Below are 22,117 nucleotides of genomic sequence, written 5' to 3' on the forward strand. Positions count from 1 at the left end.
TCCTATAAGAATGACGTTTTTTATTTTAAGCTATTTCATATATTTGTCTATATGCTAAAACAAAGTTTACAATACAAGCTATTACAGAAATTATCTCCACAACAGATACAGTTGATGAAGTTAATTCAATTGCCTACGCAAGCTTTTGAGGAACGTCTAAAACAAGAAATTGAAGAAAATCCGGCATTAGATACTGGTAAGGATGATGCTGATTCTATAGATGATGATTTATCGAATGAATATGATGATGCTGGAACAGAAAAAATAGAGGCAGAAGACATCAATATAGATGATTATTTAAGTGATGACGAAATACCGAGTTATAAAACTCAGGCTAATAATTACTCTGCAGATGATGAAGAGAAAAATGTACCTTATGCCAGTGGTACTAGTTTTCATCAATCTTTAAAAAATCAATTAAGTACCTATACTTTTAATGATGAAGAACTCGCTATTGCCGAGTTTTTAGTGGGAAGTATAGATGATAGTGGCTATATTAGAAGAGATATTATAGACTTGGTAGACGATTTAGCTTTTACAGAAAACGTTTTTACCACAGAAGAAAAAGTTATTTCTATTCTAAAAAAGGTTGTCCACACTTTAGATCCTATTGGAGTTGGAGCTAGAGATTTAAAAGAATGCTTAATTATTCAATTAAAGAGAAAAGAAAGTAACAAAATTAGAAGTTTAGCCATAGAAATTCTAGAGACTGCTTTTGATCATTTTGTAAAAAAACATTATAAAAAATTACAAGAAAAGTTTACTATTTCTGAAGAAGAATTAAAAGAAGTAAATAAAGAAATCTCTAAACTAAACCCTAAACCAGGAAGTTCTTATGCTGGTAATAATAAGATAGCAGAACAAATTGTTCCAGATTTTTCAATAAAATTGATTGATGGAGAATTAGATTTAGTTTTAAATTCTAGAAATGCTCCAGAATTACATATCTCTAGAGAGTATAACAATATGCTTAAAGGCTATCAAGAAGCTACTGTAAAAAGTAAGTCTCAAAAAGATGCTGTATTCTTTATAAAACAAAAATTAGATTCGGCAAAATGGTTTATTGATGCTATTAAACAGCGTCAGCAAACACTTTTAGTTACCATGAATACAATTATGCACTATCAGTATGATTATTTTTTAACAGGTGATGAGCGAAAGCTAAAACCAATGATTTTAAAAGATATTGCAGATAAAATTAATATGGATGTTTCAACTGTTTCTAGGGTTGCAAATAGCAAATATGTATCTACTCCTTATGGCACAAAGTTAATTAAAGAATTCTTTTCTGAATCTATGAAAAACGATCAGGGAGAAGATGTATCTACCAAAGAGATAAAAAAGATTTTAGAAACGGTAATTTTAGAAGAAAATAAAAAGAAACCTTTAACGGATGAAAAGCTAGCTGCTATTTTAAAGGAAAAAGGATATCCAATAGCAAGAAGAACAGTTGCAAAATATAGAGAACAGCTAGATTTACCCGTAGCTCGTTTACGTAAAGAGATTTAATGAAGTTTTATAAATTTATATCTGTAATGCTACATCCAATTGTAATTCCTACAATTGGAATAACCTTATATTTTATATTAATTGAAAATAGCTTTAGCAAAAACCAAAAATTTGCAGTATTAGGTTTAATTTTTGTAACAACTTACATTGTACCTTTACTATTACTTATTCTTTTTAGGCGTTTTAAACTCATTAAATCATTTAAAGCAGAAAGTATAAAGGAAAGAAAAATTCCGGTTGCTATGATGATTGTACTATTTTATTTATTAGGCAACACCCTATACGGAATAGCAAACTTAAGAGATCTAGGAATGCTTTTTTACGCCACTTCTTTAGGCTTAGTCTTTATATACCTACTATTTGCTCTAAAGATAAAAACAAGCATTCATTTAATATCTATAGGAATTACTGTTGGGTTCTTTTATGTTTTAAGTTTTATCTATCAACAAAACCTAATAGCAGTACTTATTTGTGGTTTGCTCCTCTCCGGAATTTTAGCAAGTGCTAGGTTACATTTAAAAGCACATACACATAAAGAAGTCTATTTAGGTTTTATACTAGGTTTCTTATCTCCAAGTATTGTATTCTACTTTTTATAACAGATAGCAAATTAGCTCCAATTTTATGTATTAAGCATTTATAACCTTCTCCGTTTATAATACTATTAAAAAAAATAGGTGATAATACTCTATAATAAAGAGTAATCGTTTTAAAATTAAAAAACTGTATAAATAGCTTATAGAAAAAAACAACTCCAAATAAAACAACTTAATGACAGAAAACACTGTCCCCCAACAATATTAAAATACTCAAAATTATTATAAATGAAGTTGTAATAAACTTATCTATAGAATGGCTTATTTAAAACCACTGTACTTATCTTTTAATTTTAGATTTTATAAAGACAATCAAAATCTTTAAAGAAACCTAATTATCACATACAAAACAAGATTTCTAAAAAAAAGCCTTACGGAAATCCGTAAGGCTCTCAACTAGAACTCTTTCCTTTTCAATAGTTTCTTTTCTAACTATTTTTCAAATATATTCCAATAAAATATATAAATATTACGGGTTTCCGTAATTAGCATGTTTTTTATGAAAATTTTTATTACACCAACCCAAAATCTTTAGCAATAGCAACTAAATGTGCAGGATTATTAGCATTAAAATGTTCCTTTAAAAACTTTAATCTTTTTTCTATAGCACTTATACTAGAGGGAAAACACCCTATTTTTTTCAGGTTTTTACTTATTTCTGTTTGCAATAAACCCTTAGAAATCGATGCTATTAAAAATACATCAAAATCGGTAACCTCAACCACTTGCTTTGGGTGAACGGTGGTATTTAATTCTGGTGAAATATAAAACTGATTTGTAGTTAAAATTGCATTCATAGCATTTTTTAATTCTTTTAATCCACTTCTACTCTTCCAAACAAATCCATCAATTTTTAGATTCTTATACAAATGCTGAATTTTATAGGGTCTATCTTCAACAGAAAAAACAATAATTTTTAAATCTATAAATTCTTTCCTAATCTTTTTTAATAACTCTTCTCCTGATTTTAATTCTTGGTGAGTTCCATCGTATTTAAAAGATAAATCAGAAATAATTAAATGGTAAGGCTCATTATTTAAGGAAGCATTTTTAATTTTAGCATACGCGTCATCACAATACGAAACAAAATCTACTTCTTTTATTCCTATTTCTTCTAAGGCTATTTTAATTCCGCTATTAATAACATCCAGATCTTCTACAACCAAAACTTTTTGAAACATTTTTATCTTTTAAAATGAAAAATTAATTTTAAACTCCTCATTAATTTAATATCAAAATTAATTTTTCATTTTATAGTTTTTATACGGGTTTCCATATTTTGAAGTATTTTCTTAAAAAAGTTAACTATTATAATGAAAATTGTAAACAATTGTTTTTTTCTACGACAAAATTTTCAGAATTTAAAAATAACCTTAATGAAATATTTACAATTTATTCTATTCCTTTCACTCATTTTTAATAGCTGTATTGAAGATGATATTATTGCAGATAATCAAACAGAAATATTAAGTTTTAACAATACCATTGCAGAACTTGGTATAAAAAACACACACCTATACAACACTAAATACACCAATAATATAGGTGAAGTAACAACTCCAGTAATTAATTGGAATAGCAGTAATTCTAACATTATATCTGTTTCTAACACTGGCTTACTTACAGCACTATCCATAGGAGAATCTGTAATTACCGCTTCTGTAACAACAGAAAATGGAAGTATTATTACAAATGAAAATAATATAGCAGTTATAGCTGTTGCTAAAAAACTAACAATAAATAATGTTATTGAAGAAATAATTATTTCTAACACACACCAATACACTGCAAATTATACAGATAAACTTGGCGAGATAGAAGATTTAAAAGTGTCTTGGAATAGTTCTGACAATTCTATTATTACAGTTACTAACGAAGGTCTAATTACTGCAATTAGTGAAGGTTTAGCAACCATTACAGCAAGTACTACAACAGCAGACGGAGAAATAATAAATACAGAAGATACAGTAACGGCAGTAACCATAGACGAGCGCATAAGTATTAACAACCCAATAATAGAGTTAAACATAAACAATACACACCAATATACCTCAACTTATACAAACAGTCTTGGAGAAACAGAGACGCCTACTATTACTTGGCAAAGCTCTAACACAAACATATTAACCGTTTCTAATACTGGTTTAATAACTGCAATTGCAGCGGGAGAAGCTGTTATTACAGCAACAGTAAATTCTTCTAATAATACTCTTACAACACAAGATACAGTAAGTGTTATTGGTAATGCAACTCAAAAAAAATCAGGAACTTTAAAAACATCAAGTAGTTATGAACTTAGAGGAGATTTTATTTTAAAAGAAATACCAAACACAAATGATTTAGAGTTAATAATTAGTGAAAACTACAAAGCATCAGAAAGACTACCTGGTTTATACTTATACTTTACCAATAATATAAATACAGTAGCAAATGCTAAAGAAATACAAAAAGTCACGGTTTTTAAAGGAACCCATACTTACATTATAAAAAATACAGGTATTAATGATTTTACACATTTATTATATTGGTGTAAACCATTTGGTATAGAAGTAGGAAATGGAGAAATTAAATAAAAGAAATATGAAAAAACATATCATTGCATTCGTTTTAATAGTACTGGCAAGTAACATTAGTTTTGCCCAATGGACTAAAGGAAAAGGAAAGGGGTATTATAAACTTGCAGGATGGCAATTGCAATATGATGAGCATTATACAGATACAGGTGCAAAAGACCCTAATAGAACTAGAACTTTGTTTAACACTAGCGTGTATGCAGAATATGGAGTAAGTAATAAATTTGATGTTATTGCATACGTACCATTCTTTGCTAGCTCTTCTCAAAATAATCAAATTTCAGGTACCACGGGCGGAACTATTAGCAAAGGGGAAACAGTAAATTCTTTTGGAGATGTAGATTTAGGGGTTAGGTATGGTTTATACAAAAAAGGAAATTGGGCTGCAGATATAAAACTAACTTTGGGCTTACCAACAGGTAATAATACCGGTGGTAGCGATGGTAGTTTTCAAAATGGAGATGGAGAGTTTAATCAAATTCTATCATCATCTTTAGGCTATTCTACATCTTTTAAAGAAAAACCTGTTTATTTAAAATCTTATTTAGGTTACAACAATAGAAGTGAAGGTTTTTCTGATGAGTTTAGAACTGGCTTAGAAGCAGGAATCAATTTAATAAACAATAAGCTTTGGCTAATTACAAGATTAAATGTTGTAAAATCTTTAAAAAATGGATCATTAAATGCTACAAATAGTAATGGAAGTATTTTTGCTAACGATATTGAATATAGCAGTTTTGGTTTTGAAACTGCTTACTATATTACTAAAAAACTAGGTGTTTCACTGGGCTTCGACTCTGCTTTTTCTGGTAAAATAATAGCCGCAAGTCCTTCTTTCTCTGGAGGAGTATTCTTAGATATAAAATAATTTTACATCATATAAAGCAAGTTAAGAAAAACCAAAATATTTATTTATTTTGGTTTTTCTTCTTTTAAAATAGATAAACTAGTTACACAAATATCATTGAGCCATTTATAATCAATGTAAAATTATTAAGTAGGATAAAAAATTAAGAACTTTTGTACTTGATCTTTTGTTTAGGGTACTCTCTTTTAATTTAATACAAAAAAAAGAGTAATCATTTCTGATTACTCTTTTATAGCAGCAGGAACTAGACTAGAACCAGTGACCTTCTGTTATGAGTTTGAAATGACAGTCAAAAAAAACTCTATTTAACCGAACTTTCCACTATACCTATTATACTAAATTTTAAATTTATAAATAATGATAATAAAAAGAGGGTATCTTTTAACAGATACCCTCTTTAACAATCCATTAGTAACAAATATTTGAGTCACTAACATTCTCAAATCAAATAATATTTAATTTTAATAGCCAGGGTTTTGTTCTAATTTTGTACCCTCAATATCAAACTCACCTGAAGGAATTGGGAATAAATAATCTCTACTTGGATTAAAAACCCTTGTTCCTCCCGCGTCTGTTAATCCATTTAAAACGTCTTCTGCAATTCCCCATCGTCTAATATCAGAATATCGTGTCCCTTCAAGAAGTAACTCAACTCTACGTTCATGTCTTATTGCTTGTCTCATTTCTTCTTTAGTTAAACCAGACGGTAATGGTGGCATATTAACAGATGGTCTCGCTCTAATTTCATTAATAGCTGCATAAACAGTAGCATCTGGTCCTGAAGCTTCATTTTTTGCTTCAGCATAAGTTAATAATATTTCTGCATATCTAATTATAATTGCATTAAGTCCAGATTGAGTAGGATAAGGAGTAGCTGACACTACATCAAACTCATCATATTCTGTATATTTTTTAAAACAAAATCCTCCAAATTCACCAACATGATTTACAATTCCATTAAGTGTAGCTCCAGGAACAGATATTGTTTGTTTTAACCTTGGATCCCTATTTTCATAAGGATTACTTGGGTCGAATAATATTGACTCATCTATGGAATTTCCATCTATCATTTCATATTCATCAACCATGTTTTGTAATGGAACAACAGATGACCAACCTCCTATAGTATAGCTACCAAGATATAATTCCATAAAATTACCTTGTTCTGGAGATATATATTGTGCATCAAAAATAACCTCTTTATTATTTTCATTTACTTCACGAAATAAGTCTCTATAATTAGGAAATAGCGAATACCCCATGCCCATTACTTCTTGTGCGGCAGTAGCTGCTTCCCCCCACCTACTATTATACAATAAAACCCTAGATTTTAAAGCCTTAGCAGCTCCTTTTGTAATTTTACCTACTTCAGATTGATTTTCTGGTAGTAAGGCAGCTGCAGCATTTAAATCTGCCAATACCTGTGTAATCACTACTTCTTTTGAATCTCTTGGTAATTGACCATGTTCTAATTTTGGACTTTCTAAAATTAGAGGTACACCTCCATAAAAATCTGTTAAAGTAAAGTAGAAAAAGGCTCTAAAAAACAAAGCTTCTCCCATGGTTGAGTTTTTAAAATCAGAATTAAGCCCATCCATAGTTTCAATATTTTCTAAAAGAACATTAGCCCTTCCTATACCTCTAAAACAATCTGCCCATATCCAAGAAATTGCTCCTGGACCACTGGCGTCATGTGTTCCATCAGCTATAGCTTTATAACCTTCCCATGGATAATTGTTGTATGCATTATCTGACATTACATCAAAATAAATATAATTTTGCTCTAAAGCACTGAATCTGTTATAAATTCCGTTTAAACCTAAACGAACATCAGACTCTGTTTGCCAAAATGTTTCAGAAGATATCTGAGTTGTAGAACTAACCTCTAGAATGTCTTCATCACAAGAAGCAAAAATAAAGAATAGCCCAAAAATAATTTTTATATATGTTTTCATATCTATAGATTTTTTTTTAATTATAAAGAAATATTAACACCTAATGATAATACTTGAACATTTGAATAAGAACCTCTACCTGCGGCAGGATTTTTCTCTGGATCTAACCCTCTATATTTAGTAATCGTTAAAGGATTAGTAGTATTCACATAAATTCTTAGTTTATCTAATTTTAATTTATCTAAAAGTTGAGTAGGTAGTGAATACCCTAATTGAACGTTTTTTAATCGTAAAAAAGAAGCATCTTCAAGTAAAAAATCAGAAAATCTCCAGATGTTATTAACATAATTACTAGATCTTACCAATCTTGGATATTGATTACTAGGGTTTTCTGGCGTCCAAGAATTTTCTGCCCAAAATTTTGGAATTCCCGCATTATTAAAAAACGGTTTCTGTTCTTCTTCTGTTATTGCCTTAATACCTTCTACTCCTTGCCAAAGCATAGAAAAATCAAAACCTTTGTAAGCAAGTGACAAATCAAAACCATAAATTAAATCAGGTATTGATTGACCCGCCGCCTGTCTATCATCATTATCTATTTTACCATCCTCGTTAAAATCTTCAAACCTAATATCTCCTGGTTGTGCTGTAGGTTGTGCACTATTGGCAATATCATCTCCTTCTTGAAAAATCCCTAACATTTTAATAGCAAACCACTCGTTAATTGAACTCCCTTCTACCAATCTTCTGCTACCAATTTGTGGTGTAGGTAATTTGGTTACCTTATTGTTAATAGTAGTCAAATTAATGCTAGCACCATATTCAAAATCTCCAACGTTGTCTTTATAGTTAACTAAAAATTCAAATCCTTTATTTTGAACAGAAGCTAAATTCACCGTAGGTGGGCTTAATCCTCCAACAACTGTAGAAACCGCTACTCCTCGTAAAATATCGTCAGTATCTTTTATATAATAATCTGCTACAATCCCTAATTTACCATTAAGAGCTGTTAAATCTACTCCTATGTCGGTTTGTGTAGATGTTTCCCAAGTTACGTTTGGATTAGATAAGTTGGTTTGTGCAGCTCCACTAACTAAACTACCTCCATACGAATAATTTTGTCCTAAACTATATATTGAAGAGTACTGACCAGCTGCAATAGCTTGATTTCCTAATTGTCCCCATGAAGCTCTTAATTTTAAGTTATCGATAAAATCTACCTCATCCATAAAAGATTCATTAGAAATATTCCAACCTGCAGAAAAAGAAGGAAATAGTCCCCATCGATTTCCTTCGGCAAAATTTGAAGTCCCATCATAACGTACATTAGCCTCAAATAGATATTTGCTATTAAAATCATATGTAAGCCTTCCAAAAAAAGATTGAAGTCCAAAATTTACAGTATACCCTTGTGCTGTTGGATCTATAGCGCCTGCACTAATTTCTTGAAGTGCATTACTAGGAATTCCATCTTTAGAAGCCTGTAAAACTTGATATTTGTTTGTTTCTTGGTTAAAACCAACAAGTCCTGTAAAATTGTGATTCTCTGCAATTGTTTTATTATAGTTTAAGGTGGTTACAAAAGTAATATCTCTAGAATTGCTATAACCGTTCCAAGCAGACAATGGATTACCACCAACACTTAAGCTAGTTGTAGAACCATCAGAAGGGTTTACTAGTTCAACTAAAGGTCTAAATACTTTTTGTAAACTATGAGACGTTCTTACTCCTACAGTACTTTTTAACTTTAATCCTTCAATAAATTCATATTCACCAGATAAGTTTACCATTAAATTATCCCAACTCGTATTATTTTTACCTTCTAATGCACCTGCTAATGCTTGTGTAGCACTAGGGAAAGCTAACCATGGAAATCCATAACTTCCGTCAGCTAAACGCGGGTTTTGCATTGGTGATGCCCTGTTTATCCAACCTATTACGGTACTCGACCCTGCTACGGGTTGATTTACATCGTCATGTCTTCCTGAAATTTTTAAGGAAGTGCTAAACTTATCAGATACTTTTGTATCTAAATTTAACCTCGCTGTATATTGTTTGGTATTGGTACCTAATAAAATACCATCTTGGTTAAGATGCCCAAGTGAAAAAGAATAAGTTGTTTTTTCACTACCTCCACGTACACTTAAATTATGACTGGTAATTTGTGCACTTCTATATAAATCATCGTTCCAATTTGTGTTTGGATATAAATCAGAATTTGTTCCAGTTCTAAATGCATTTATTTGGTCTGCTGTAAATTCTGGAGTAGAGCCTGGACTCTCATTAAATTTTGCAAGATTTAACAGTTCCATATATTCTGCAGAATTTGTAACATAATCTGCTAAGTATGTAGCTGTTTGAACACCTGTATATCCATCATAATTAACAGTAAATTTTCCAGATTTACCCTTTTTGGTTGTTACCAATATAACACCATTTGCTGCTCTTGATCCATAAATTGCTGCGGATGCTGCATCTTTTAAAACCGTAATTGATTCAATATCTGATACATTTACATTTCCCAAACTTCCTCTAATTCCATCAATCATTACTAATGGATTACTATTTCCTAAAGTACCTACTCCTCTAATTTTAATGCTAGCTCCATCTGCACCTGGTTGGCCAGAGTTTTGAGTAACCGTTACACCTGCTGCTTTACCTGCAAGTGCCTGACTAGCATTGGCAATAGGTCTATTTTCAGCATCGTCTAGTTTTACTGTTGAAATTGAACCTGTTAAGTTAATTTTTTTCTGTGTTCCGTACCCAACAATAACAATTTCATCTAATTGCGAAGCATCTTCTTCCATTAAAACAGAAAATGTTCTTTTGTTATTAATAGCTATTTCAAGTGTCTTAAACCCAACATGACTAAAAACTAAAATACCATTAGGATCGGCATTAGCTATTGTAAAGTTACCGTCAAAATCGGTAGTTGCTCCCAATTGAGAACCTTTAACGAATACATTAACTCCAGGAAATGGCATTCCATCATCCGAAGTTGTTACTTTACCACTAACACTATTATTCTGAGCAAAACCCAGGCTAACAGTAAAAATTGCAAGTAAAATAAAAATTTTAAATATTTTTGCTTTCATACTTAAATAAATTTTGTTAATAATTGTTTTTATGATTATTATTTAAAGTCAATATATCATGTATTACTTGAAGTTTAACTACTAATAATTTCTAAAACTAAACATAACATCCTTTAAATTAAATAGATATTATTTTAATAAAGAAAGAATATTATATATATTTTTTTTAGAAATTATTAATTAACTCAAACTATACATTACTACAAAGAACATTACTTGTAACAAACTTACCGCTACTTTCCATTGAAAGCTTGCTCTTAATTATCAATAACTTTCTCTATATTTGCCTTAAAATCAAATAATAAAGAATGAAGGCGAATTTTAGAAAATTAGAAAAACCTACCGAAAGCGCCTTTCATATTAAAAAAGATGTTAGAACTTCTTTTGATGATAAATGGCATTTTCATGAAATGTTAGAACTTGTTGTAATACTAAAGGGAAGTGGAAAACGGTTTGTTGGAGATTCAATTGAAACTTTTTCTAAGGGAGATGTTATTTTAGTAGGAAAAAAGTTACCTCATGTTTGGAGAAGCAATCCTCAAAAAAAGAAGAATTCTTTAAAAATGAAATGTTCTTCTATTATTATTCAATTCTCTCCTGATTTTTTAGGAACAACATTTTTAAACCTTTCTGAATCAGATAAACTAAAAAAACTTTTTAAAAATGCCGAAATGGGTATTTCATTTCAAAATGAAACAAGAAAAAAATTAATAGAAAAAATTAAAAGACTCATAGAGCTAGAAGGGATGGAGCGTTTATTGTTTTTTCTTGATATTTTACATTTTTCTTCTAAATCTGAAGAGTATTCATTACTTGCTTCTCCGTTATTTAAAGAGACTATTTTTAAAAGCGATTTAAAAATTAATAATGTGTTCGAATATATAATGGATAATTTTTCGAACTCCATTACGCTTGATGAAGTTGCACAAGTTGCTTCAATGAATAAAACTGCTTTTTGTAGATATTTTAAAAAAAGAACTAAAAAAACTTTTTCTTCCTTTTTAAATGAAATTAGAATTGGTTACGCTTGTAAATTAATAAGAGAAGAAAAGTATAATATTACTGAAGCTGCATATTTAAGCGGTTATAACAGTCCTTCTCATTTTAATAAACAATTTCGTTTAATTAAAAAAACATCACCAACTGAGTTTTATAAAAATTCGCAAGGAATATAAGATTGGTTTTCTTTATCTGTTACTTAAATTTATCAATCGTATATAAAAATTACCGAATTAGTTATATCTTAAAATAGTTTGAGTTGAATCCGGACACATTCATTTTTGTATAAAAAACACTTCCACTAGTTGGATATTTTTCTAATTCAGCACTTGAAAGTCCATATCTTGCTGTAGTAATAAACAATGTATCCATATTTTCACCACCAAAAACGCAACATGTTACATTTGGTACCTCAACTTCTATTTTATCAATAATTTTTCCAGAGCTAGGATTCCAACAAATTACTGAAAACCCACCCCACATAGCTATCCATAAATTTCCATTATTATCAATTGTCATTCCATCTGGCATGCCTAATTCTTTTGGAACATCAATAATTACTCTTTGATTTAAAATTTCACTTTTTTCGTTAAAATCAAAAGCATAAACTTTAGCCTCAAAAGTATCAATATAATACATTGTTTTAGCATCTAAAGACCAGGTCATACCGTTCGATATGGTAATGTTATTTAATTTTTCTGAAATCTTTTTTTTATGATTTATCAAATATAGACTTCCTTGGTTATGAAGTGCATTCTTATCCATAGTTCCTATCCATAAATTACTATTAGGATCTGCTTTTCCATCATTAAATCGTATGTTTAAATTATTAAACTTTAAAGAAGCAAATTCATTATAATTTTTAGTTATTAGATTTAACAGTACTATTTTATGACCATCTGCTATTAAGAATTCATGATTAGAAACTTGAACAATACAACTAGGTTTATTTCCTTTATAAATAACGTTATTTACTCTAGTAATTGCATTTATAGCATAGACGAGTCCTCCTTTAATATCTACCCATAATAATTCTTTAGAATGCGTTACCCATAAAGGACCTTCTCCTAAATTAGCTTTAATATTGTACCATAATAAGGCTTTTTTTATTATCTTTTTATCATTTTTCATTTCTAAGGGTTTGTTACGAAATACCTATAAATTTTCACTTGTTCTGCTACATATTAACTTTGTAAAAAAGTCTCGCTTTAACTAGAACTATAACTGTATTTTTCACAGCTACACTACACAAAATAAAAACATAAATTAAATACACCTTATTTTATAACAAGTACAAAAGAAATCTATACTTAAAACCTATATATTAATTATTGAGGTATGGTTTCAATAAGGTTTCCTACTCTAAGATAAACCCTCTCATTATAAATAAATATTTTTATACTCTAAAGGAATAGAAATTTCTTTTTATAGGAGAAAGGAAAAAAAATATCAAAAAATCCTTGCAGCATAACCGCTACTAAAACTTTAATCTTTTTTTTAGAATGATCTAAGAATGGAATCCTTCTAAAATGCATTAGAAGGATATTCTCCAATATCCATTTAAATTTATTATTGGGTTTACTACTCAATTAACATAAAAATCTGATTGATTTTTGATGATTTTTAATAAGAATATAAAACTATTAATCTTGCATAAGTGCAGATCTTCCTCCATCTATTAAGTAGGTAGAACCAGATATAAATGAAGCTAAATCTGAAGCTAAAAAAGCACAAAAGTTACCTACTTCTTCAGTAGTACCTAATTTTTTTACAGGATGTAAATTTATTGTTTTATTTCTTTCTACTTCTGCGTCAGGAAAACTATCAAACCATTTTTGGTTTCCGGGTGTATCAATAAATCCAGGAGCAATACCAACAGTTCTAATTTTTGGTCCCCATTCAATTGCTAAACTTTGAACCAAACCTTTTATTGCTGTTTTTGTTACATTGTATGGGAAACAGCCAGGTATTGTATAATTAGAATGATTTGAAGTCATTAAAATAATTACTCCATTTCCATTTTTTTCTAACCAAGGTTTGCATTTCTGGCTTAGCATCCAATGTGATTTTAAATTGAGATTCATATTAAATTCCCATTTATCAAGTGTACATTGTTCAGCTCCTTCAAAAACATTACCTCCCGCATTTGAAATTAAAATATCAATTCTACCAAAGGTTGCTATCGTTTTGTTTATTAACGCTTCTTGATCTTTTGAGGAAACAACATCTACACTTAAATAAAGTCCTTTTACTCCTTCATTTTTTAAAATACCAAAAAAATCCTTAGCTCCTTGAGAATCTTTAGAAGATATACCACAACCAGCAACATTACAACCTGCTTTTGCAAATACTTTTGCTACTCCTTGTCCTACTCCACTGCATACACCTGTTATTAAAACTGTTTTACCTTCTAAATTAATATTTAACATTTTTGTTTTTTTTAGATATAAAATCCTTCTCTATGCTTTCTAATACCTGGATGTTTGTCCATTTCTTCTTCAATTAAATCAACTCCTAAACCAGGTCTTTTACTCAAAACTAAACTTCCATTTTTAATATTTATAGGATGATCTATAATTTCATCTCGCCAACTTACGTCTTTAAAAATAAATTCTTGCCTAAAGAAATTTGGTATGGATGCACATACATGAGCAGACGATAATGTAGATAATGGTCCGTTTGGATTATGCGGAGCAACTAATACATTATAAGCTTCAGCCATTGTAGCCATTCTTTTCATTTCTGAAGGACCACCGCAACGTGTAATATCAGGCATTATAACATCACATACATGTTTTTCTAAAATTGGTCTAATACCATGTCTTGTATAATGTCTTTCACCAACGCAAATAGATACACTTGGATCAATTCGCTCTCTTAATGCCCGCAAGGTATCTGCACTTTCTGGTCCTGCTGGTTCTTCATACCAAGCAATATCTAATTCAGATAATCGCTTAGCCATTGAAACTGCTACTTTAAAATTAAGCATTGCATGTGTTTCAATCATAATATCCATATCTGGTCCTACAGCATCTCTTACCGCTTTACTAACTTCAAACGCTCTATCCTGTTCTGATTTAGTTAATGATAAATTTGTTGCCAAATCATCTCCATAAAAATAATTAGTATGAGCAAATGGATCAAATTTTAAGCCTGTAAACCCAGCTTCTTTAACTTGTTTTGCTTGTTTTGCATAGTCTTCACCATTATGTCCCCCTCCTGTAAACCAATAATTAGCATATAAAGGAATTTCTGTTCTATAACTCCCTCCTAAAAGCTCATAACAAGGAACTCCTAACACTTTTCCTTTTAAATCTAATAGAGCCATGTCTATTCCAGAAATTGCACATAAGCTTGCTCCACTTGGTCCAACCCAGTTCATATCTCTATATAATTTGGTCCAAATAAAATCGGTTCTCATTGGATCTAAACCTATAATTCTTTGTCCAAGTTCTTTTGCGGCGGCTTCTACTATTTGACTCCCTGGCCAATTTGTGGCTTCACCAACACCTGTGTAACCTTCATCTGTATAAATTTTCAATAATGTCCAATTATACTTTACCCCTTCTACAAGCCAAACTTTTACATCTGTAATTTTCATATTTTTTTATTCTTGTTATTATGACTATCTTCAAAATTATTTTTTACAACATTTATTAAAAAACAAAGAACATTTCTTGTTCTAAAGATGAATAATACTTTCTACTTTTTTATTATTTTTTTTTGATACTTTTTACCCGATTCATCTATTAAATTTAATACATAAATACCCTTGGCTACATCACTTATATCCATTGTAACTTCACCATTCTTATTTTTAAGATTCATTTTTTTTACCTGTTTACCATCAATACTTACTAAAGAAACTTGTATTTCTAAACCTTTCATGTTTGACGTCTTTATAGATATATTACTACCCGTAGGAACAGGATACACCATCACTTTGTCTACTTGCTCCTTTCTAAGTGAAAGTACTTCTGAGCAACCAAGAAAAGATAACTCTCCAACGGTTGTCCATGGGTTTCCATTTACTTCAGATAAAGCAGTTAGTTTTACATACCTAGCCAATATAGGGCTAGAAAAAACAACTTTTTGAAGCTCTGTATAGTTTACAAAATTTCCAGAAGTAACTAGAGTCCAATCTGTACCATTTAAACTTGAATGTATTTGATATGAATTAATTCTTCCATTTTCTTGATTTTGCCTTGGAGCATAATTCATTTGAGAAACATTATAATTAGCACTTAAATCTATTGATATATAATGTGGCATAGGTACTTCTGGGCTATACCATTGAGTAACCCAATTAGTTGAAATATCTCCATCTATAACATTGGTAGCCGGAGATGTTTCTCCAACAATTTCCTGACTATCAAATTGATGTATAGAATACTTATTGCTAGGAATAAGTGTTGGACATGGCGTGGTAAATACTTCTATAAAATTTGTAATAGTTTTAGTGCTTTCTTTACCAGTTACATCTTTAACTGTTAATTTTACATCATGTTTTCCTTCTGAAGCATTGGCATATGATATTAAAGGATTCTCATCTGTAGAAGTACTAGGAATGCCTCCCGGAAAGGACCAACTCCAAGTAGCTCCTATTTGAGTAATTGCAGAATGATCTTTAAATTGCACCATAGCATCTTGTGTTAAATCAACCAAAATTTTATCGGCAGCAAAATTTGCATCAGGTTTAAAAGATTCATACAAATCATTTTCCCAAATACCTCTAGTTCCAGCAGCTCTTATTTTTCCTTTTGCATAATTAATTTGTAAAAAATTAACTTCACCACCTAAAACTCCTGTTCCGTGTAAATCCCATGAACTCATAGAAGCATTACGATAATACACGCCCATTCTTGTTCCTATATAAACCCCACCATTAGTTCCTCTTTGATTAACAATTCCAAAACGCCCTTCACTATTAGGTAAACCAGTTGAATAATCTACCCAAGTTGTTCCGCCATCAATTGTTTTTAGAACTTTTACATTACTTGATGAGCCAAGTACAACCCAAGCTATATTTGTATCTGTTTCACTTAATGCTATGTTTCTAATATTAAATTCTGATGTTAGAGATGAAGAGGGAGTTACATTTAACCAATTAACTCCAGAATCATTAGTTTTCCATATTTGATATGACTTAGCCTCACGTTTTATAATAGCAAACATTGTATTGGCATCTGCAAAACTAACTTGCATTCTTCCTCCTGTATTACTAATGTCTGGAAAATCTTTTAATGATGACCAACTTGACGCATTATCATTACTTACTGCTACTCCTGTAACTAATTCTGGTCTTAGAGAATTTGGGTGTCCAATAACATAAATTTTATTATATAGATTTGGATGCATAATATAATTTTGGAAATTTACATAACCAGAATAAACACCTAGATTACCTGAATTACCAGGTGCTGTATTACGTAATGCTGGTCTAGTAAGCCTTTGATCCCACCAAGGCATCGCATAAATATAACGGTCATCTAAAGGATTTACGGTGGCTGTTTGTGCATCTGCTCCTGGCCCTGTTAACCATTGGTTGTATAACGAACCGTCTTTTATATAAATAGCATTATGATTGATACCTGCTGCCATAATATCTGACTTAAATCCTTGACTAAAGCCCCAACATTCTTGACTATAAATACCATCATACTTAGAAATAGCATTTATTCCATTATTAGAAGAATAATAGGCACCACCATCACTTACAACCCAAACCTCATCACCGCTTGCATCAATGCCTTGTATGTCTCCATGAATAGGCCAAGTAGTTTGATCTGGGTTACCAACATGAGACCATGTAGTACCTCCATTTGTTGAAAACATCGTTTTATTACAACCTGCATAAACAAGTTCTGGATTTGTTGTTGAAACTCCTATTGCAAAATCCCAAGTTGTTTGTCCATAACCTGCAGTAAGCTTATTATCAAATGTATAATCTGTACCAGAAGGAACAACGGATAATATAGTGTTACCTGCCCATCCTTCATCTTGTTTTGTAAAATTCAAACCTGCATCTGTAGATTTCCAAAATCCATACTCATCATTTCCTGCACTATACACATATACATAATTTGGTGCAGCTGGAGTTACCCCAATAGCACCACGATATAATTGATGTCCTGAAATTGCTGCAGAAGGGTAACCATTGTTAATTTCTGTAAACGTAACCCCTGAATCTGTACTTCGTAAAAACTTAGTCCACGAACCTACTTGTTCTATTGCATAAATTATAGAACTATTCCCAGGATTAATTTTAAGATCCCAATAAGCACTCCCTTCATGCAAGGTACTCCATGTTGTTCCTCCATTAGTGGTTAAATAAATACCACCATTATTAGTATAATTATTCTTTGTAGATACAAATACTTTATCACTATCTGTTGGAGAAATATCTAACATTGCCTCTTTAGCAGTATAAGGAAGTGTAGAAAGAAAGTTAGTTGCATAGTTCCAAGTTTGCCCTTCATCCATAGATTTAATCAACCCTACATTGGTAATTGCGTATACAATATTGGCATTACTAGGTGCAAATTTCACTTCCCAAATAGTTTCTACCAATGGTACATTTTGACCAACAGACACCCAATTATCACCTTTATTAGTTGTTATCCAAACACCTGCAAGTAATGTTCCCGCAATAACACGGTTTGTATTTCCTGGCTGAATCGCTATAGAGCGTATCACTCCAATACCATGTGCACCATAACTTCCTGCTGTATGATCTACCGTAAAGTTTACTTGTTCCCATGGACTTTTTAGTAGATTTAAAGCATTTACTTTACTCTTATTATTTTTATGAAAATCTACCCAATCCTTTTCTAAAAAATTAGCTGGCGCTATAAAATCTTTAATTTTATAAGGAATTCCTTCTAAAGAAGGATCCATATTAGCTTCATTTTTCATTAACGGGTTTTCATTTTGCTTATCATTTTTATTAAAACAACTTGTTACAGACAAAAAGATTCCCAGAGTTATAAATACAATAAACATGTATTTATATTTATTTTGAATACTATTCAAAAAAAACAACTTCAACATATCATTAAGTTTAATTAGTGAAAATTAGATTGTAATACTTATAAAAACTTAAGCTTGCTTAATTTTTTAAAATACACTTCAATTTATAGGATAAATAATATTATTATTCTACTCAGATTTACTTACTATTAATTTTATAGAGTCTGAAATTTCATCTCCAATTTCTAACGGAACTCGAGTAGGTCCATAAAAACTTCCTAAAAACAATTCGTTTCCGGCTGTTACAAAACCAGCTACTAAAAATCTTACTTTCTTTCCATCTAACCAAGATCGCCAATGTTGAGATGCATTTTCTGAAACAGCAAGAACCTCATTTCCAGAATTTGAACGCAACCCTGCATACCAAAAATTTCTTCGTGTAGATCTAAAATCGTTACTTCCTAATTTATTAAAATCCATACTCCAGTTCCATAATGGTCTTTCATTAGGACTTATACTTTCTGGTACACCTTCATAAAACAATGGTGCTTCACCAATTGCTCTACCTATATGTGATTGTGGATAAGACGTCCATCTCCCATTTCTTTTCCAGAAAAATTTATTGTAATTATTAGGTGCATCAAACACCATTCCCCATTGTCTTGGGTTCACGGCTACTTTACTTGCAAAAACATAATCAATATTAATTTCTCCGTTTGCATTAATATGTAAAGAATAATCACCCTTAAATTCTTTATACGATCCTTTTACCTCAATTTTCACTCCTGTATTTAACCTTTCTGCAACTACTTTAGTTGCTTTCCAATTAGTACAAAGCTCATTAAAAGGTGGAATATTTGCATCGTGATCTGGTTCGCAACCTTCACCATCTAAAGGTAAAGCCATTAACCAAGGTCCTCCATTTAATACAATATTGTCATTCTTTTTTAATGAAATTATTTGTCCTGTAGCTCTGCTTATTACACAAGTAAAATTAGTTCCAGTAATTATAAAGCTTGTGCTAGTTGTTTTTAACTTTGTTTTTACTGCAGGATCATTTTTAACAATTGCATCAAAAGACTGTTCTCCAACTGGTATTATAAACTCATCAGCTAAAAAACCTCTAGGATCAAAAAATACTAATTTTAAACTTTTATTAGTAGCAATATTCTTTACGTTTATTTTAATTTTCCCTTTAGCTCCTGGTTCTATATTTGGAAAAATGCTACCTGTTTCACCTGCATAACTCCAAACAACTTTAGTGTTTTTAAGATTTGTGTATGTATATCTGTTTTCAATTTCAAGTTCAAAATTAGTAGTAGCTTCTAAACTTTTGGTTGTTACTCTAATTGGACTATAAATTTTCTTTACATGCCAATATTCTGGCTTAGGTCTTCTCCAAGCATCAATTGGTCCCCATGGGCCATAACCAACAGCATCTCCATTTGGCATTTGAAAAATATCATCAACACCAGACCAAATAGCACCTCCTAAAACACCTTTAGTCTTATACATGTTTTCCCAAGTTGGAGCTAATGCTGAAGCCCAATCGTTTCTAACACCTGGATCTGTTATTAATTCTCTTCTATTATAAACATTTAAGTGGCAGTACTCTCCATAAATTAATGGTTTATCAAAATCAGTAGCCTTTTTATAACCATTTGGTCCTGGATAATGAATGTTTGCTATTGAAGCTGTACTTCCTTGGTTATTAAAACCTCCGTATGCTTGATCGTGAAATGCATTTGGACGTGTTGTATCTGCAGCATCAACATATTTCATTAGTTTTGCTGTATTATAGTTCCAATATGATTCATTGGCAGCAGACCAAAATATAATAGACGGGTTATTTCTATAAAAATGAATAGTTTCCATATTTGCTTGTAACATATATGGGAAATACTTTTCATCTGTATAATTAAGCGTTTGCCAATTTTTGTTAGCATGGTGCCCAACCCAACAAACCGGAGCTTCCATTTCTACAAACATTCCTTTTTCGTTACATAAAGCTATAAATTCTTCTGATGGAGGATAATGTGATGTTCTTATATAATTAACATTTGCCTTATTATACAATTCAATATCTTTTTCCCAAGTTTCTTGATCTAAAGATCTTCCTTTTAATGGGTGTATTTCATGTCGGTTAACTCCTCTTAATTTAACCGAAACACCATTGACTAGTAATTCACTTCCATTAATTTCAACTTCTCTAAAACCAACTCTATTAATTAATCTTTCTGAAAGCTTCTTCTCTTTTAATAAATCGATAAATAAATCGTATAAATTAGGTGTTTCATTGGTCCATTTTTGTGGATTTGTAACGGGTATTTCAATATTTTTAACAACTGTTTCACCAACCTTAATCTCTTCAATAATAAATTCTTTTACTATATTTTTATCTGGAATTGTAAATCTAACCGATTGCTCTTTAGAGTTGTTATTTCCATAATTTGTAATACCTAATTGAATTTTTAAGTTGGCATTTTTATAATTTTCATCTAAATCGGTTACAATTCTTAAATCTGAAATATGTACATCTGGCACTGCAAAAAGTGTAACTTTTCTAGTAATACCACCTATTTGATGTGCTGCATACTGAGTTAAACTACCCAACATATCAGCCAAAGATTCATTTCTAACTTTTAATGAAATACTATTTTCTCCTTTCATTAAAAAATCGGTAATATCAAATTCAAAAGCTGTCATTCCTCCCATATGAGACCCCACTTCTTTTCCGTTAATCCAAATGATACTTTCGCTAGAAACTCCATCAAAACGAATCTTTATACGATTTCCATTCCAATCTCTCGGAATATTAAATTTTTTATTATATCCTGCAAAAGCAGCAGAATCTACTTTGTAGCCTTGCATAGCCCATTCTCCTGGTACATTAATTGTTTTCCAATTGGTTGTTTCTTTTGTGTTTTTAAAGAATGTATTACCCGGTTTTTCATTAAATCTCCAATCACCATTTAAAGATAGTTTTGGGTTAAATACCTTTGTTACCTTTATTGGACGAGGAACATATTTTGGCATCACACTCTCTACATTAATTATTTCATTTACAACAATTAATTTTTTCTTTAGTATTTCTTTTTTTTGTTCTTCAGAAAAAGGAGAAAGAACATTAGTAGTGTCTGATGAATATATTTCAATTTCAGACACTACAGCATTTGTTCCTTCAATTAACTCAAATAATAATACAAACTGTCCATAGGCATAAGCTTTTTCTGGTATTTTAAAATTTATTTCTTTACGCTCACCTTTTTTAATAGTAATTTCGTCTTCTAAAGCATTTCCATCTGCACTTAATGCAATAACTCTATTTTCATCTGAAACAAAAACGACTCTTAAATTATAGGAAGCTTTTAAATCGAAATTATTAAATGCGTAAATAATTGTATTTCCATAATTACAAGACCTATCTACTTCATTCCCTAACTCTTTATCTGGAAAAGTATAATTATCTCCCTTTATAAGAAATGGTTGGTTATTAATATTGCCACTGTCATTGTATGCTAACGAATTCATTTTACCAGTTTGGGCATATATTCCCAAAGTTGAACAAAAGAATAAAAGATAAATCCAAGTTTTCATGTACTTTATTTTTTAA

General features: G+C 30.6%; 13 protein-coding genes. 5 read left to right on the forward strand and 8 right to left on the reverse strand.

Annotated elements, in window-relative coordinates; translation table 11 throughout:
• The first annotated feature begins 51 nt into the window (after positions 1–51).
• Positions 52–1,509 carry an RNA polymerase factor sigma-54 gene (gene rpoN / locus KV700_RS08925; RefSeq protein WP_166384187.1) on the forward strand — a complete coding sequence of 486 codons (1,458 nt, stop codon included), beginning with the start codon at positions 52–54 and terminating at the stop codon, positions 1,507–1,509.
• Entirely contained in the window at positions 1,509–2,108 is a 600-nt protein-coding gene (locus KV700_RS08930) for a hypothetical protein (protein ID WP_166384185.1), read from the forward strand. Before rpoN ends, KV700_RS08930 begins: the two co-directional genes overlap by 1 nt.
• A 509-nt stretch (positions 2,109–2,617) precedes the next feature.
• Here KV700_RS08930 and KV700_RS08935 read toward each other — a convergent pair.
• Complete coding sequence (locus tag KV700_RS08935) at positions 2,618–3,286, reverse strand: response regulator (RefSeq protein WP_218597667.1); 669 nt, start codon at positions 3,284–3,286, stop codon at positions 2,618–2,620.
• A gap of 195 nt (positions 3,287–3,481) precedes the next feature.
• Between KV700_RS08935 and KV700_RS08940 the strand changes: the two genes are divergently transcribed.
• Positions 3,482–4,678 (forward strand): Ig-like domain-containing protein, encoded by a 1,197-nt coding sequence (locus KV700_RS08940; RefSeq protein ID WP_218597668.1) that lies wholly within the window; start codon positions 3,482–3,484, stop codon positions 4,676–4,678.
• Positions 4,679–4,685: 7 nt separating this feature from the next.
• Entirely contained in the window at positions 4,686–5,546 is an 861-nt protein-coding gene (locus KV700_RS08945; RefSeq protein WP_218597669.1) for a hypothetical protein, read from the forward strand.
• 461 nt (positions 5,547–6,007) lie between these two features.
• Here KV700_RS08945 and KV700_RS08950 read toward each other — a convergent pair whose 3' ends face one another.
• The gene (locus KV700_RS08950; protein WP_218597670.1) at positions 6,008–7,501 is read right to left on the reverse strand and encodes a RagB/SusD family nutrient uptake outer membrane protein; all 1,494 of its coding nucleotides are present in this window, start codon (positions 7,499–7,501) and stop codon (positions 6,008–6,010) included.
• Positions 7,502–7,521: 20 nt separating this feature from the next.
• Complete coding sequence (locus KV700_RS08955; RefSeq protein ID WP_166384174.1) at positions 7,522–10,536, reverse strand: TonB-dependent receptor; 3,015 nt, start codon at positions 10,534–10,536, stop codon at positions 7,522–7,524.
• Positions 10,537–10,844: 308 nt separating this feature from the next.
• Between KV700_RS08955 and KV700_RS08960 the strand changes: the two genes are divergently transcribed.
• Positions 10,845–11,711 (forward strand): AraC family transcriptional regulator, encoded by an 867-nt coding sequence (locus tag KV700_RS08960; RefSeq protein WP_218597671.1) that lies wholly within the window; start codon positions 10,845–10,847, stop codon positions 11,709–11,711.
• Positions 11,712–11,772: 61 nt separating this feature from the next.
• Here the strand turns inward: KV700_RS08960 and KV700_RS08965 are convergent, their stop codons facing one another.
• From KV700_RS08965 to KV700_RS08985, 5 genes are all read right to left on the reverse strand, one after another.
• Positions 11,773–12,666 (reverse strand): SMP-30/gluconolactonase/LRE family protein, encoded by an 894-nt coding sequence (locus KV700_RS08965; RefSeq protein WP_218597672.1) that lies wholly within the window; start codon positions 12,664–12,666, stop codon positions 11,773–11,775.
• 512 nt (positions 12,667–13,178) lie between these two features.
• Entirely contained in the window at positions 13,179–13,964 is a 786-nt protein-coding gene (locus tag KV700_RS08970) for an SDR family NAD(P)-dependent oxidoreductase (protein ID WP_218597673.1), read from the reverse strand.
• Between the two features lie 11 nt (positions 13,965–13,975).
• Positions 13,976–15,136 (reverse strand): mandelate racemase/muconate lactonizing enzyme family protein, encoded by a 1,161-nt coding sequence (locus KV700_RS08975; RefSeq protein ID WP_218597674.1) that lies wholly within the window; start codon positions 15,134–15,136, stop codon positions 13,976–13,978.
• Positions 15,137–15,237: 101 nt separating this feature from the next.
• Positions 15,238–18,450 (reverse strand): discoidin domain-containing protein, encoded by a 3,213-nt coding sequence (locus tag KV700_RS08980; protein ID WP_218597675.1) that lies wholly within the window; start codon positions 18,448–18,450, stop codon positions 15,238–15,240.
• A 243-nt stretch (positions 18,451–18,693) separates the two neighbouring features.
• Positions 18,694–22,101, reverse strand: a complete 3,408-nt coding sequence (locus tag KV700_RS08985) for a glycoside hydrolase family 2 protein (RefSeq protein ID WP_218597676.1) — start codon at positions 22,099–22,101, stop codon at positions 18,694–18,696.
• Positions 22,102–22,117: the final 16 nt, after the last annotated feature.

Origin of the sequence: Polaribacter sp. NJDZ03 (assembly GCF_019263805.1) — a bacterium.
Classification (GTDB): domain Bacteria; phylum Bacteroidota; class Bacteroidia; order Flavobacteriales; family Flavobacteriaceae; genus Polaribacter.

What these genes read in the sequence shown, in the direction of transcription:
- KV700_RS08960 (WP_218597671.1), top strand. Translation starts at nt 10,845, where the DNA reads ATGAAGGCGAATTTTAGAAAATTAGAAAAACCTACCGAAAGCGCCTTT.
- KV700_RS08955 (WP_166384174.1), bottom strand. Translation starts at nt 10,536, where the DNA reads ATGAAAGCAAAAATATTTAAAATTTTTATTTTACTTGCAATTTTTACT.
- KV700_RS08940 (WP_218597668.1), top strand. Translation starts at nt 3,482, where the DNA reads ATGAAATATTTACAATTTATTCTATTCCTTTCACTCATTTTTAATAGC.
- KV700_RS08985 (WP_218597676.1), bottom strand. Translation starts at nt 22,101, where the DNA reads ATGAAAACTTGGATTTATCTTTTATTCTTTTGTTCAACTTTGGGAATA.
- KV700_RS08950 (WP_218597670.1), bottom strand. Translation starts at nt 7,501, where the DNA reads ATGAAAACATATATAAAAATTATTTTTGGGCTATTCTTTATTTTTGCT.
- KV700_RS08935 (WP_218597667.1), bottom strand. Translation starts at nt 3,286, where the DNA reads ATGTTTCAAAAAGTTTTGGTTGTAGAAGATCTGGATGTTATTAATAGC.
- KV700_RS08980 (WP_218597675.1), bottom strand. Translation starts at nt 18,450, where the DNA reads ATGAAAAATGAAGCTAATATGGATCCTTCTTTAGAAGGAATTCCTTAT.
- KV700_RS08970 (WP_218597673.1), bottom strand. Translation starts at nt 13,964, where the DNA reads ATGTTAAATATTAATTTAGAAGGTAAAACAGTTTTAATAACAGGTGTA.
- KV700_RS08930 (WP_166384185.1), top strand. Translation starts at nt 1,509, where the DNA reads ATGAAGTTTTATAAATTTATATCTGTAATGCTACATCCAATTGTAATT.
- rpoN (WP_166384187.1), top strand. Translation starts at nt 52, where the DNA reads ATGCTAAAACAAAGTTTACAATACAAGCTATTACAGAAATTATCTCCA.
- KV700_RS08975 (WP_218597674.1), bottom strand. Translation starts at nt 15,136, where the DNA reads ATGAAAATTACAGATGTAAAAGTTTGGCTTGTAGAAGGGGTAAAGTAT.
- KV700_RS08945 (WP_218597669.1), top strand. Translation starts at nt 4,686, where the DNA reads ATGAAAAAACATATCATTGCATTCGTTTTAATAGTACTGGCAAGTAAC.
- KV700_RS08965 (WP_218597672.1), bottom strand. Translation starts at nt 12,666, where the DNA reads ATGAAAAATGATAAAAAGATAATAAAAAAAGCCTTATTATGGTACAAT.